Origin of the sequence: Ferrimonas senticii DSM 18821, from assembly GCF_000422665.1 — a bacterium.
Taxonomy (GTDB): Bacteria; Pseudomonadota; Gammaproteobacteria; order Enterobacterales; family Shewanellaceae; genus Ferrimonas; species Ferrimonas senticii.
Window position 1 is genome coordinate 24,441 of the sequence record NZ_AUGM01000019.1, and the last position, 14,055, is coordinate 38,495.

Sequence of the window (14,055 nt, forward strand, 5' to 3'; positions counted from 1 at the left end):
AAAAGCCGAACTCAGTGAGTTCGGCTTTGTCGTTGTAGGGTCGTTATTAACTATTTAGTGGGCGATTACAGTGCCGCGAACGCTACGCTGTTGTTGCCCGCTTCGCCGTTGATTACCGCCAGCTTGCCATCAACCACAGTCATTGCTTGTGGGTTGGTGGTGCCAGTCAGGTTTACCGCGTTAACCACTTGGTTGTTGGTTACGGTCAGCAGCTGTTCACCAGAGTGGCTCAGCAGCAGCATGCCGTTGTCGGTCGCTACTACGCCAGTTACCTGAGGCAGCTTAGCTGAATCGATGGCGATAACCGCTTCGCTGTTCAGTTTGAAGTCTTTAGCGCTCAGACGGGATACCACCAGGTTGTTACGTACGTCCACTGGCAGGGTCACCATCAGGTACTCGTTGGTTGCTGCATCGTAAGCGATGTCGCCAACGTAGTTGTACTTAGCACGTACGGTCTCGAAGCGACCGCGCTTGAACTCTTTCACGCCGTCGGTGCCGTCGATGAAGTTAGCGTAGTAATCAGCAACTTTAGCCTGTGGATCGTAAGCTACGCGAGCGAAGCTCTTGTGATCAGCAGACAGGATAACGCTGTTGTCGCCATCGAATGCCACACCGGCCAGGTTGGAGATCTCAACCGAGAACGCCGCGTCGATGCGTACTTGTGCCAGTACGTTTTGCAGAGACTTGTCTAGGAAGTATACCCAGTTGTCGCTGGTTACTACTGCGAACAGTTGCGAGTTCGGGTTGTAGCTGATACCGGTGGCAACGCCTTCAATTTGTGCAGGCAGCTTGATGCTGTCGGTCGCAGCCACAGTCGCGTCGGTCGCTACTTTGGTGTTGCTGTCGGCAGTCATTTCAGCAAAGTCTGGCTTAGCAATGCTGTAAGCACCACGCACAGAACCTTTATCGAATGCTGGCCACTTAGAGGTAGACCAGATGATGGTTTCTGGGTTGAAGCTCATGCGTACTGGATCGCTCTGGCCAATGAATGGGAATGGGCCAGTTTGAGTGAACGCTTGCACGATGTTGAAGCCGATGATCACCAGGAAGGTGTTGATGGTGGCCTTGTTCAGCGGGCCCCATGCTACGGTCTTGTCGCGCAGTTTGTCGCCTTGCAGCATCAGCATCGCGCCAGCAAACAGCAGAACGATGATGAAGATAACCATTACCCACACGTAGGTGTGTACGCCAAAGATCGCTGGACCGAAGCCTTGACCGATGTCACGCAGCATGTGCGGAGCGCTGTGGCGGAAGCCGGCGTATAGGCCGTACATCGCGGTTAGGATCAGGGCACCGATGTACTTTGGCTTCAGGCCGTAGCGCATGATGAACAGGGAGATCAGCGATACCAGCACCATGGCGGTGCGCTCTTGCCAACACAGTACGCATGGGGTGTCGCCCATGCCGAAGCCCAGAATGATACAGGCGATACCTACCGGGAAGGCGATCAGTGCCAGCGCCGCTAGGGAAACAATTCGGTTTAGTACGGTTTCGTTCATGTTCGCCTCTTACAAGTTGCCAGGCGGCACAATCATGGTCCAAGTGGCTACTAGCCAGATGAACAAGCTCATTAGGATGCTGACGGCCAACAGCTTGTGTGCCAGCTGCTGTTTTTCAGGTTTGAATGCAACCAAGTAAGCGGTTGCGAAGATGACGCAAAATAGTAAGAACTCCACGTTATCTCTCCGGTATCGGCATCGGGTCAATTGCACCTAGGGATGTGACAACAGGCCGGTCTGCTCGGGTTAAGGTTCAATGAAGAACGACTTGTGAATCGCCTTCATCAGTGAATTGACGGCGAAGTTACCGGAGTGAATTAAATGAATTTGCGAGTTAAATCGCAGTTTGGTGGGGATTGGGTTGGCGTTGTTGCCAGAGTTTGCGGTCGCTTGTGTATTTAACTAAAACGCGAACCTGCCTTTATTTTTTCTGAAAATGCAGTGCATCCAAGTGTATGAAAAAACGTATTTTTGTTTCGATTCGAGGTTTTTTGGCAAAGCGAGTTAAGGCGCACCTTATCGGCCTTAACTGGAATCGAACTCGCACACGATAGGGGTTGATGGTGAAAAAAGTTACCACTTTGTGGGTATGCTGCGCGTTGTGCGCAATTGGATACAAAATCGCGGCTTGGCGCTGAAGAAAATTCATTGCCTAGCAGCGATTTTAATGGTTAGCGGAAAAGTCTGAACCGAAGCTGATTTTAGTGGCGTTACGGCACCTTGTGGCCAGTGGCTGCGGTCCAAATTCGGAACCAATGTTCGCGGGTGATCACCAGATCTTTGGCAGCAACGGCAGTTTGGATCCGTTCCACTTTGCCAGTTCCCAGCACGGGTAATGGTTTGCTTGGCAGAGCCAAAAGCCACGCGTATAGCACTTGATCGATGCTGCTGGCGCCAATCTCGGTGGCGATCGCCTGCAGCTCAGCACGGATCCGCCGGGCTTGTGGATCTTCAGGGCTGAACAGGCGGCCACCCCCTAGGCATGACCACGCCATCGGCGGTACTTGTTGCTGCTGCAGAAAATCCAAAGTGCCATCGTGAAGGCTAGCCATCTGCAGCGGCGAGATCTCCAACTGATTGGTCACCAATGGTTGTTCTAGTCGCGATTGCAGCAGTTTGAATTGGTCATTGCTGAAGTTCGATACCCCAAAGTGAAGCACTTTGCCCGCTTGCTTAAGCTGGCTGAAGGCTTGTGCTACCTCATCGGCATTCATCAGTGGATCGGGGCGGTGGATAAGCAGCAGATCTATCCGATCGGTGCCGAAGTTCGTTAGTGATTGCTCTACTTGGTTGATGATGTGGCCGGCGCTGGTGTTGTAGTGCTGCAGATCGTAGCCCTTGCGCCCCGGCAGACAGATCCCGGTTTTGGTGACGATCTCGATCTGCTCGCGGATGCTGGGCTTGAGTTTAAGCGCATCACCAAAATGCTGTTCACACTGATAGTCACCATAGATGTCGGCGTGATCGCAGCTGCTGATGCCAAATTCGAGATGACTCTCTAGGTAGTGCAGCAACTGTTGTGGGGTCTTACCCCAGTCCAAAATGCGCCAGTAGCCAGCGACGTAGCGCGACAGTTCTAATCCTTTAAGGTTAACCCGTTCCATCGTATTTCCTGTTGTCTCTACGGTCTGTGACGGCAGCTTAAAACGGCCATGCCTTGCCACGCCAGCAGTGACGTTATGCATACGTATGCATGACTACTTTGATGAAGATCTCATTGATTCAGCTGAAATTTAACATCTGACTAAAAGTTGTTCAGGATCAAAAAAAGCTTCAGTGCAAAGGGTAGCCTGTTGAGTAAGGATTTTCGCAACTGGTGATTTAAAAGGAGTGAGATGATGCGGAAAGTAACCCTAGTGGCGGCCCTAGTATCCTGCGTGGTAGCAGCACCGGCCTTGGCCCACAAAGCTGGCGATGTGATCTTCCGCGCTGGCGCAGCGGTGGTAGCACCGAATGAGAGTTCGGATGATGTATTAGGAGCGGGCGAGTTCTCGATCGATGACAATACTCAACTTGGGCTGAATTTTACCTATATGGTGACCGATAACTTCGGTGTTGAACTGCTGGCTGCCACCCCATTTCAACACGATGTGTCGTTAGCTGGAGTAGGAAAAATTGCTGAGGTAACCCACCTGCCACCAACGGTAATGCTGCAATACTACTTTGATGTGGGTCCGCTGCGTCCTTACGTGGGTGCTGGTTTGAATGCCACCATCTTCTTTGATGAAGAGTTTAATTCCACTGCTAAAGGTGTTGGTTTATCCAACTTAGATTTGGATAGCAGCTTTGGGGTGGCGGCGCAGGTTGGGGTTGATTACCAACTGAATCAAAACTGGTTGTTGAACGCCTCGGTCTGGTATCTGGATATCGGTACCGACGTGAACTTCGATGCTACAGACATGGGCGTTACAACCAGTTATAGCATTAATACCGACATCGACCCTTGGGTCTACATGCTGTCGGTTGGCTACAAGTTCTAAGCGCGTTCAGATAAAAAACGGCGCCGTGGATGAGTCCGCGGCGCCGTTGTTATTTGGGCTGAAATGAACAGATTAGTGCAGGGCGCGGGCACGAATGGTGCCGTCGATCAGCTTTAACTCTTCCAGCGCTTCTTCGGCGTGTTCGGTATCAACATCCATCACTACGTAACCGATATTGGCGGTAGTTTGCAGATACTGACCAGAGATATTGATCCCCTTAGCGGCAAACGCTTGGTTGATCTGGTTCAGTACTCCCGGCTGGTTACGGTGGATGTGCAGCAGACGAGAGCTGCCGTGATGCTCTGGCAGCGACACCTGTGGGAAGTTAACCGCAGACAAGGTTGAACCGTTATCGGAATACTTAACCAGCTTCTGCGCCACTTCGATGCCGATGTTTTCCTGCGCCTCTTGGGTGGAACCACCAACGTGCGGGGTCAAAATCACGTTGTCGAACTCACACAGCGGGCTGATAAATGGATCGTCGTTGGATTTCGGCTCTTCTGGGAACACATCGACGGCGGCGCCACTTAGGTGACCAGATTTAAGGGAATCACAGAGGGCTTCGATATCGACTACGGTACCGCGTGAGGCGTTAATCAAAATGCTGCCTCGCTGCATCTGTGCTAATTGCGCGGTGGCGATCATCTCTTTAGTGCTTGGGGTTTCTGGTACGTGCAGCGATACCACATCCGCTTGCGCTAGCAGTTTGTTAAGGCTGGCGACTTGTTGGGCGTTACCCAGTGGCAGTTTGTTTTCGATGTCGTAGAAGCGCACCTGCATCCCCAGCCCTTCGGCCAGCACCCCAAGCTGGGTGCCAATGTGGCCGTAACCGACGATCCCCAACACTTTGCCACGGGCTTCAAAACTGTTGCTGGCGGATTTTTTCCAAATACCGCGGTGGGCGAGGGCGTTTTTCTCGGGAATGCCGCGCAGCAGCAGCAGGATTTGTCCCAATACCAATTCAGCCACGGAACGGGTATTGGAGAACGGCGCGTTAAATACCGGAATACCGGCCATTTCGCAGCTGTGCAGATCCACTTGATTGGTGCCGATGCAGAAGCAGCCGATCCCGGCCAACTTTGGGGCGGCGGCCACTACCGCTTCGGTCAGCTGCGTGCGGGAGCGAATGCCAACAAAATGGGTCTCTTGCAGGGCTTCGATAAGTTGCTCATCGGACAACGAGCCGCTCAGTTCGGTGACGTTGTGGTAGCCGGCATCACGGAACACCGCCGCCGCCTGCGGGTGTACCCCTTCTAGCAGCAGGACGTTGATCTTATCCTTATCGAGGGAATAGTGGTTCATCTGGTTCTCTATTTATTAGTTTTTTGAGCAAATAGCTTAACCAAATAAAACGCCGACTACTTGATTGCAGTCGGCGTCGATAGAGCTTTGATATTACCTCATTGCATTTGTGCAGTATTGCCGCCAATTACTCGCCAAAACAGCATAAAACTGTCGTCAATCGCCTGTGATTGCTGGGCTTTTGGCAGCTCGCTAATGAACGCGGCGCTGGCCAAAAACTGGCTGTGGATCAAATGCTCGGTCAGTGCCAGTGGACTGGCAGCCAACAACTGTTGTTGCTGTCCCAGTTGCAGCAGTTGGCTTACTCCGGCAAACAGTTGCTGCACCGTTTGTTGGCGATTTGGATCGCTGGGGTGGTAGTGCATCTGCTGTAAAAAGCGCAATTGCAGTGGATGAGCGATAGCCCAGCGCATGCCGTTATGCCACAGTCGCTGGCTGTGCTGAAGCAGATCGATCTCCGCGCTAAGCTGGTTCGTTAGCTCAATGCCCGCCGCCAGTTGCGCTTTGGTTTCGGCAAACAGCGCGTTAACCAGCGCCGCTTTGTTGGCGAAATGGTGGAACAGAGTGCCGTTGGCAACGCCGGCGGTTTTGGCGATCTGAGCGGTGGCGGTGGCTTCGATGCCGCGCTCGACAAACAGCGTCAGCGCGGCATCCAACAGCAACTGCTTTTTACTGCGTGCAGCAGTGGCGGCAACGACTGTCATCTCAGCGCGCCAGCAGTTTTAGCATCAGCCGTTGCAGCGCATTACCGTAGGGCGGGTGCAACATCTGGGTGAAGTTGATGCGACCGCGGTGAACCACGGTTTTGGCATGACTGAAGGTACGAAAGCCTTCGATGCCATGGTAGTGACCCATGCCAGAGGGGCCGATGCCGCCGAAGGGGGCGTCATCCGCCGCCACATGCACCACGGTGTCATTCAGACTGACCCCGCCAGAGTGGGTTTCGCTGGTCACCCGCTGTTGCAATGACTTATCAAAACTCATCAGGTACAGCGCCAGTGGCCGTGGTCGTTGGTTGATGTAAGCCAGTGCCTCATCGACGCTGTCATAAGGCACCAGAGGCAGCAATGGACCAAAGATCTCGTCGTTCATCACCTGCATCTGATCACTGACGTTGGTCAGCAGGTGCGGCAGCAATCGATGGTGGTCATCGTCGCTAGCGTGCTCGGCTACCGGATGGACGGTGGCGCCTTTATCGATGGCATCAGTGAGGTTGTGCTGCAGCCGCTGGTACTGACGTTGATTGACGATGGAGGAGAAATCCTTGCTGGCAAGGCCATCGGGATAGCAGCGCTGAAAATGAGCTTTGAAGGCGTCGATAAAGGCGGCGATCTTTTCTCGTGGTAGCAGCACATAATCGGGGGCGACACAGATCTGTCCGGCATTAAGGCACTTGCCGTAGATGATCCGTGCTACCGCCTCGGCCATATCGAATTGGTCGTCAATCAGCACCGGCGATTTGCCGCCAAGTTCTAAGGTTACTGGGGTTAAGTTATCAGCGGCAGCGCGCATCACGTGGCGGCCTACGGCGGTGGAGCCGGTAAACAGCAGATGATCAAACGGCAGGGCAGAGAACGCCGCGGCGACCTCTGCTTCCCCTTCGACCACTTGCGCCTGATGGCCGAAATCCGCCAGCAGTTGTTTAATTACCGCATTGGTGTGTGGGGTGAACTCCGACAGTTTCAACATCGCCACGTTACCAGCGGCGATGGCGCTGATCAGTGGTCCGAGCGCCAGATAGATCGGGAAGTTCCACGGCACGATGATGCCAACCACGCCCTTGGGCTGATATTGCACTTCAACCTTGGACGGCGACAGCATCAGCCCTGCATGACGCCGACTGGCCTTCATCCACTTTTTCAGATTGCTGCGGCTGTAGCGGATTAAGTTGAGGCTGGGGACGATGTCGGTAAACAGCGAGTCGAACTCGGCCCGTTGGCCATAATCTTGGGTTAGCGCTGCTACTAAGGCCTGTTGCTGTTGCAGCAACACTTCGGCCAGCTTAGCCAGATCGCGATCTCGCTGTTCACGGGACGGGTTGCGATGCGCCGCGTAGTGTTGCTTGGCGTCAGCAAACTGTTGTTGCATTGCCGCGATGGCGTGGTCTTGGGGTGATACAGCAAGGGCCGGTTCCATAAGCGCTCCCAATTTCGATAAGTTTTCAGTGGTTAGAGATCAGTTATCAGTTTCTAGTTGTCAGTGATGAGTAAGAGCAGGGGCAGCCGGTGCGATCTGGCTAATCACCACATTGCCTTTCCCCGACTGATTAGTCGGTCTGGTTACAACTTAGCCAAAAAAAATCGGCCTCGCAAGGGCCGATAAGGTTGGGAATGAGCGTCGCCGGATCACCAACCGGCGTCCAAACGCTCACTCTTTATTTTAGTAAGGTCTCGATTTTCTGGACGATTTTATCGTCATCTGGGCTGGTTTTTGATGACCAGTAATCCACCAGATTGCCATCGGCGTCGACCAGATATTTGTAGAAGTTCCACTTCGGGGCGCCGCCTTGGCGCGCCAGTTCGACAAAAATCGGATCGGCATCGGAGCCGCGCACTTCGGTTTCGGTCAGCATGGTGAAGGAAACGCCGTAGTTTTTGTAACAAACCTCAGCGGCTTCCGCTTCGCTGTCTGCCGCTTGGAAGAAGTTGTTAGAGGGGAACCCCAATACCACCAAGCCTTGTTCGGCGTATTTATCGTGCAGTGCTTCGAGTTGTTCAAACTGGCCGGTAAAGCCACAGTGGCTGGCGGTGTTGACGATCAGCACCGGTTTGTCGGCGGTTAACTGGCACAGGTTAACGTTGTCTTTGGAGTGCAGCTTGCGTTTTTCAACGTCAAGCCAGGCCGGGCATTGACCGGCAAGGGCGGTGCTGGAGGCCAGAGCCAACAGCGGCAGCAGCGCTTTAACTTTCATGGTTCAGATCCTTTTGAGTGGTTGTCCTTTAACGGCGATGCTGAAAGTCCAGATCAGCATCGCCAAGTACGATGGCGTACTTATTTGATGGTTTTAACCCCATCTTCGCTGGCCAATAGCAGCACATCGGCGCCGCGCTGGGCAAACAGGCCATTGGTGACCACACCAACGATGTTGTTCAGCTTATTTTCCAGATCTTTGGCGGCGTCGATGTTCCAGCCCCAAACGTCGATTATCTGACAACCGTTGTCGGTGATGCAGCCTTCGCGGTACACCGGATCGCCACCCATGCGGACGATTTCACGCGCTACCGCAGAGCGGGACATTGGGATCACCTCTACCGGCAGAGGGAACTGCCCCAGAATATCTACTAGCTTGCTTTCATCGGCGATGCAGACAAATTTCTTGGCGATGGAAGCGACGATTTTTTCGCGAGTCAGGGCAGCACCGCCACCTTTGATCATCTCCATCTTTGCGTTGATCTCATCGGCGCCATCCACATAAACGCTCAGTTCGCTAACGCTGTTCATGTCGAACACCTCGATACCCAGTGCTTTTAAGCGCTCAGTGGAGGCTTCAGAGCTGGATACCGCGCCTTTGATTTGGTCGGCCATGGTGCCCAAGGCATCGATGAAGTGGTTAACGGTGGAACCGGTGCCGACACCAATAATGGTGTCTGGTTCGACGTAATCGAGGGCGGCCCAGCCGGCGGCTTTTTTCAGCGCATCTTGTGACATTGGTATTATTCCTGGTTACCGAAGAGGTTTCGGCGCCGATTATAGAGCCAGAAAGCGATCAAGTCGCGTCAGTTTTTCACACGTAATCACAACGGTTTATCGGTTTTATCCAGTGGCTTGAGTTGCACCGTAAAGCCAGACAACACGGCGTTGCCACTAAGCGGATCTAACTGCTTGGCGTCGGCCAAGCGATTGAAGTTAACCCCTGGGTGCTCATTGGCAACCTGCTGCTGGGTATCGGCAAAGCGGTGCCCCCAGCCATGAGGCAGACATACTACTTCTGGATGAACGTCGTCGCTGGCTGCAATGGTGACGGTTAGTTGGTTGCCATTGGCACTTAGCTGAGCCGTTTCACCGTCGCTCAGGTGCAACTTCGTTAGGGTGTTTGGATGAACCAACAGCACGCAGCGCGGTTTGCCTTTTACGAGATAAGGTAGGTTGTGCATCCATGAATTGTTGCTGCGCAGATCGCGCTTGCCAATCAGGGTGAGTTCACTGCTGGTTGGGCGATCCATCTGTTGCTGCAGCCGTGCAATATCGGTAGCGATGGGGGCCGGAAAGGCATTGATACGGCCATTGTCGGTGCACAGTCGCGCTGGCAATGATGGCGTTAATGGCCCTAAATCGATGCCGTGTTCAGCGCTAAGCAGTTGTTCTGGGGTCAGTGGGTTATCGCTATTGGCATAAGGGCCATCGGCAAGCCCCAGCGCTAACATCGCCTCTGGCGCTGGCAGCGGTTGCAGTGGCATCCCGTTGGCCGCCGCCAGCGCCAGTGCTAAGCCATTAAAGATCTCATGGTCGAGCCGCTCATCGGCGGCGCGGGCAAAGACCGGCTTGCTGTATTTGGCGTAGTTGCGCACCGCAAATTTATTGAAGATCAGGTCGTAGTGGCTGTGAGCCAGCGGGCTGGCGGGCGGTAAGATCAGATCCGCATGACGGGTGGTTTCATTCAGGTAGGGATCGACGCTCACCATAAAGTCGAGGCTGGCAAGTGCCTTATCAAGATTATCTGCCGATGGCGTCGATAACACTGGATTGCCGGCGATGGTGATCATCGCTTTGATTTGGCCGGCACCGGCGGTGGTGATCTCTTCGGCCATCACCGCACAGGGCAGTTCTTTGGAAAACTCTGCCAGGCCTCGCACTCGGCTGTGCCAGCGGCCAAAGTGACCTTTAGCTCGATCGCTGGGCCCGGCGGGATTGATCGCCGGGGTGCTGACTAGGGTACCGCCGACGCTATCAAGGTTGCCGGTCAGTAGGTTAAGCACTTGAATGGCCCACTGACAGAGGGTGCCAAACGCTTGGGTGGAGACGCCCATGCGACCATAAACGGCGGCGCTGTTGGCCTGACACAGGCGCTTGGTCAAACGTTCGATGGTTGCGGCTTCGATGCCGCAATAGGCGCTCACCCAATCAACACTGAACGGCGCTACTGCTTGACTGAGTTGCTCAAGGCCATCGGTCAGCGGCGTCAGGTGGTTGGGGCGCTGCCAGCGGTTATCAACGATCAGTTTGATCATCGCCAGCAGCAACGCGGCGTCGGTGCCGGGGCGAATGAAGTGGTGCGCGCTGGCGCGCTTGGCGGTTTCGGTGCGGCGCGGATCGATAACCACCACCTCGCCGCCGCGATCGCGAATCGCGCTTAGGCGATTGCGGATATCAGGGGCGGTCAGCAGACTGCCGTTCGAGGCCAGCGGATTGGCGCCAATCACCAGCAACAGATCGGTGTGGTCGATATCGGCAATTGGCAGCAGGAACTGATGGCCATACATCCACAGTGACACCAGATGGTGCGGAAGTTGATCGACCGAGGTGGCCGAAAAGCGGTTTTTGGTTTTTATCAGCCGAGTAAAGTGACTGCCGTGGGTCATGTGCCCTAAGTTGTGAACATTGGGATTACCGGCGTAGATGCCGATGGCGTCATCGCCGTATTGCCGTTGGATAGCGCTGAGTTTATCCGCGACCAACTGATAGGCATCTTGCCAAGCAATCGGTTGCCATTGACCGGCTACTTTTTGGATTGGCGTGCGCAGCCGGTCTGGATCGCCGTGGAGTTCTTTCAGCGCCACCCCTTTGGGGCAGATATGGCCGCGAGACAGCGGATCGTCTTTATCGCCGGTGATCGAGCGGATCTGCTCCCCCTCGGTAACGATTTTCAGGCCACAGATCGCCTCGCACAGATGGCAGGCGCGGTAATGGCTTTGTGGTTGGGATAAGGTGTTCTCGACGGCGGGCATAGCTGGGCTTCCTTTAATTGCTGCTATCCCCAAACCTGCCGCGTTAATTTAACGGCGGCAATTGAAAGCTATTTGATGGTGATGATGAGCCCGGCCATAACGGGCAGAAACAAAAAAGGAGCCAACCTTTGACGGTGGCTCCTTCGGCGGGAGTGATGATGACAGATTAGGGGGCGAAATGGATTATTCCGCGTTGGCCTCTAACACTCGCTGGCCGATGTTGATCTTGCGTGGCTTCATCGCTTCTGGCACTTCACGCACCAATTCGATATTCAGCAGGCCGTTTTGCAGCTGGGCATCCAGCACTTTAACGTGATCAGCCAGACGGAAACGACGCTTAAAGTTACGCTCGGCAATGCCTTGGTGCAGGAATTTACGCTCGCTTTCACCTTTGCTGCGGTTGCCTTCAACTCGCAAGGTGTCGCCTTCCACTTCGATATCCAGCTCATCTTCGGTAAAACCGGCAACCGCCATAGTGATGCGGTAGCGATCCTGTTCAACCAGTTCGATGTTGTATGGCGGGAAACCGTTTTGTTCGATGCGCATCGCTTCATCCATAACGTTGGCGAAACGATCAAAACCGATGGCGGATTTATACAGTGGCGATAGATCAAAAGTACGCATTTGGTGTGTCCTCTATTGAGCAACAAAATTGAAATTCGAGAGCCTCCATCGAGCACCCTCAAACCCTATGTGTGGTGTTGGCTGAAACTTTTAAAGGGCGACACCGAAAAAATGTTCGGATTAATTTTTAAGTTATTGAATTAAAACTAGGGCGTGTTGACGTTTGGTGTTCAGAATTTGGTCGAGAATAGCGGCTGTCAATCGAGGATTACGATTGAAGGCCCTCTCTTCTGAAATCAAAATCAGGGCTCTACGTCGAAATCGTATGACGAAGAGTGACAGCTGCTAGTCCGACCCTGCAAGGCGCCCCTTCGTGACCATCGAACAGTAAAATTAACCGAGCAAGTTCAATTTGCTGTCAAAAGTGGCCAATAATGGGCGCAAAAATATTCGGCAAAGGTCAACACGCCCTAAAAGAAAATGCCCTCCAGAGGTGAGGGCAGGTTAGAGCGATGGCGAAAAGCGGGTCGCGTCTAATGGCGGTTATGGCATTTCGCTCCAGCCGCCATCCATGATGATACCGCTGATGTGGCGCAGATAGTGGCCGCACTTATCGCAGTGGTATTCGTGCTCGCTAAAGCCGCCGTCGACGGTACTGGCTTCATGGTTGGCAAATTCGCGCAGGTTGTCGTGCGGAGCGGCGTTTTGTTGGCTCAGTTGCGCCTTACAGGCAGCGCATAGTGGTTGGTCTGACATCGGCTCCTCCTTGTGATTAGGGCGTCTAAGGCCGTTAGCTAAGCACTAGTTGAAGCTGACGATTTTTGCCAGTTGTCGGCGGTTTTGACGTTACGCTAAAGCGACAAAAAAGGGAGTCCATCTGGACTCCCTTATGCACACTGTGCTGCTAACTGCTAACTGCTAACTGCTAACTGCTAACTGCTAACTGCTAACTGCTAACTGTTAACTGCCCTTAACGACGTTTGCGCAGGTTGCGTTCGGCGGCGGCTTGCGCCTGACCGCGATCGGCGCTTGGGTTGTTGGTGCGGCGGCGCTTGTCGGTGTAACGCTTTTTGTTGCGCACATCGTGCAGCAGCGCGGTGCGATCCGGCACTTCGTAACCGGTTTGGGTGATGCGGTGAATGTGTTGACCGATCAGCTGTTCAATCTGAGCGATAGACAACTCTTCATCGCGGCCAACCAAAGAGACCGCGTGGCCACGCTGTCCGGCACGACCGGTACGGCCGATGCGGTGAACGTAGTCTTCCGCCAAGAATGGCACGTCGAAGTTGATTACGTACGGCAGACCTTTGATGTCCAAACCGCGGGCGGCAACGTCAGTGGCCACCAGGATTCGCGCTTTGCCCTCTTTAAATTCCGCCAGCGCCCGACGACGGGCACCTTGGCCTTTGTCACCGTGACAGACCACAGTTGGCAGGCCGTTAAGGTTAAGTTCTTTAACGACGTTATCGGCGGTTTCTTTGTAGTTACAGAACACCATTACCTGACGCCAGTTCTTGCGGCCAATCAGCTCTGACAGCAGTTCCATTTTGCGCCCTGCATCCACTGGGTAAACCACGTGGCTGACGGTTTCGGCGGTGGCGTTGATGGCGTCTACCGCCACTTCAACCGGGCTGGTTAGGCTTTGGCGCGCTAGCTGTTTCATCGCCGCTGGGTAGGTGGCGGAGAACAGCATGGTTTGGCGCTTGGCTGGCACCAGCGAGAACAGCCGTTTCAATTCACCGGCAAAACCCATATCGAGCATCCGGTCGGCTTCATCCAGCACCACGTGTTCAATCGCGCCTAGGGCAATGTTGCCTTCGGCAATGTGCTCGAGCAGACGGCCAGGGGTGGCGATCAGCAGATCGACACCTGGCTGCAATTGCTTGACCTGACCGGCCATCTTAACGCCACCAAAGATGGTGACGATCGACAGATCCAGATACTTGGCATAGGCCTCGGCATTGGCGCCGATTTGCGCCGCCAGTTCGCGGGTCGGTGCCAACACCAACGCACGAACGTTGAAGTTTTTCACTGGCTGCGGATTGTCGATCAGCTGCTGCAGAATCGGCAGGGTAAAGGCGGCGGTTTTGCCGGTACCAGTTTGAGCATTCGCCAGAATGTCGCGACCTTTACGGGCAGCAGGGATGGCACGGCGTTGCACCGGGGTCATCTTGTCATAGCCGCACTCGGCAACGGCGCGAACGATCTCGGGACTGAACCCTTGGGAAGCAAAACTCATGGCTGATTAACCGACTGAAAAAATGGTGGCACATGATACAGGATAAACGGTTATCGCGGGTGGAGATTTTTCGAGGGCCTTAGAGC

The 14,055-nt window shown here is 54.1% G+C and carries 12 protein-coding genes; 1 reads left to right on the forward strand and 11 read right to left on the reverse strand.

Translation table 11 applies throughout. The features are described 5' to 3' along the window. Positions 1-65: 65 nt before the first annotated feature. Positions 66-1,499, reverse strand: coding sequence for a disulfide bond formation protein B (locus tag G506_RS0110880; protein WP_028116883.1), 1,434 nt, complete (start codon positions 1,497-1,499; stop codon positions 66-68). 710 nt (positions 1,500-2,209) lie between these two features. Next, entirely contained in the window at positions 2,210-3,103 is an 894-nt protein-coding gene (locus tag G506_RS0110895; protein WP_028116885.1) for an aldo/keto reductase, read from the reverse strand. A 231-nt stretch (positions 3,104-3,334) separates the two neighbouring features. Here G506_RS0110895 and ompW point away from each other — a divergent pair, with 231 nt between their 5' ends. Then, the gene (gene ompW / locus G506_RS0110900; protein ID WP_028116886.1) at positions 3,335-3,979 is read left to right on the forward strand and encodes an outer membrane protein OmpW; all 645 of its coding nucleotides are present in this window, start codon (positions 3,335-3,337) and stop codon (positions 3,977-3,979) included. A gap of 72 nt (positions 3,980-4,051) precedes the next feature. Here ompW and serA read toward each other — a convergent pair whose 3' ends face one another. The 9 genes from serA to G506_RS0110950 form a co-directional block, all read right to left on the reverse strand. After that, positions 4,052-5,281 (reverse strand): phosphoglycerate dehydrogenase, encoded by a 1,230-nt coding sequence (serA, locus tag G506_RS0110905; RefSeq protein WP_028116887.1) that lies wholly within the window; start codon positions 5,279-5,281, stop codon positions 4,052-4,054. Between the two features lie 98 nt (positions 5,282-5,379). Then, positions 5,380-5,985, reverse strand: a complete 606-nt coding sequence (locus tag G506_RS0110910; protein ID WP_028116888.1) for a TetR/AcrR family transcriptional regulator — start codon at positions 5,983-5,985, stop codon at positions 5,380-5,382. 1 nt (position 5,986) lies between these two features. Next, positions 5,987-7,369 (reverse strand): coniferyl aldehyde dehydrogenase, encoded by a 1,383-nt coding sequence (locus G506_RS0110915; RefSeq protein WP_156904878.1) that lies wholly within the window; start codon positions 7,367-7,369, stop codon positions 5,987-5,989. A gap of 286 nt (positions 7,370-7,655) precedes the next feature. Then, positions 7,656-8,192 carry a glutathione peroxidase gene (locus G506_RS0110920; RefSeq protein ID WP_028116890.1) on the reverse strand — a complete coding sequence of 179 codons (537 nt, stop codon included), beginning with the start codon at positions 8,190-8,192 and terminating at the stop codon, positions 7,656-7,658. Positions 8,193-8,272: 80 nt separating this feature from the next. Further along, on the reverse strand, positions 8,273-8,929 hold the full coding sequence (gene rpiA, locus G506_RS0110930) for a ribose-5-phosphate isomerase RpiA (protein ID WP_028116891.1): 657 nt from the start codon (positions 8,927-8,929) through the stop codon (positions 8,273-8,275). A gap of 86 nt (positions 8,930-9,015) precedes the next feature. Beyond that, a complete protein-coding gene (locus G506_RS0110935) occupies positions 9,016-11,166 on the reverse strand; it encodes a molybdopterin-dependent oxidoreductase (RefSeq protein WP_051202071.1) in 2,151 nt (716 codons plus the stop codon). A 183-nt stretch (positions 11,167-11,349) separates the two neighbouring features. Then, entirely contained in the window at positions 11,350-11,790 is a 441-nt protein-coding gene (locus tag G506_RS0110940; RefSeq protein WP_028116893.1) for an Hsp20 family protein, read from the reverse strand. Between the two features lie 483 nt (positions 11,791-12,273). Then, on the reverse strand, positions 12,274-12,486 hold the full coding sequence (locus G506_RS0110945; protein ID WP_028116894.1) for a hypothetical protein: 213 nt from the start codon (positions 12,484-12,486) through the stop codon (positions 12,274-12,276). A 214-nt stretch (positions 12,487-12,700) separates the two neighbouring features. Next, on the reverse strand, positions 12,701-13,969 hold the full coding sequence (locus tag G506_RS0110950; protein ID WP_028116895.1) for a DEAD/DEAH box helicase: 1,269 nt from the start codon (positions 13,967-13,969) through the stop codon (positions 12,701-12,703). Positions 13,970-14,055: the final 86 nt, after the last annotated feature.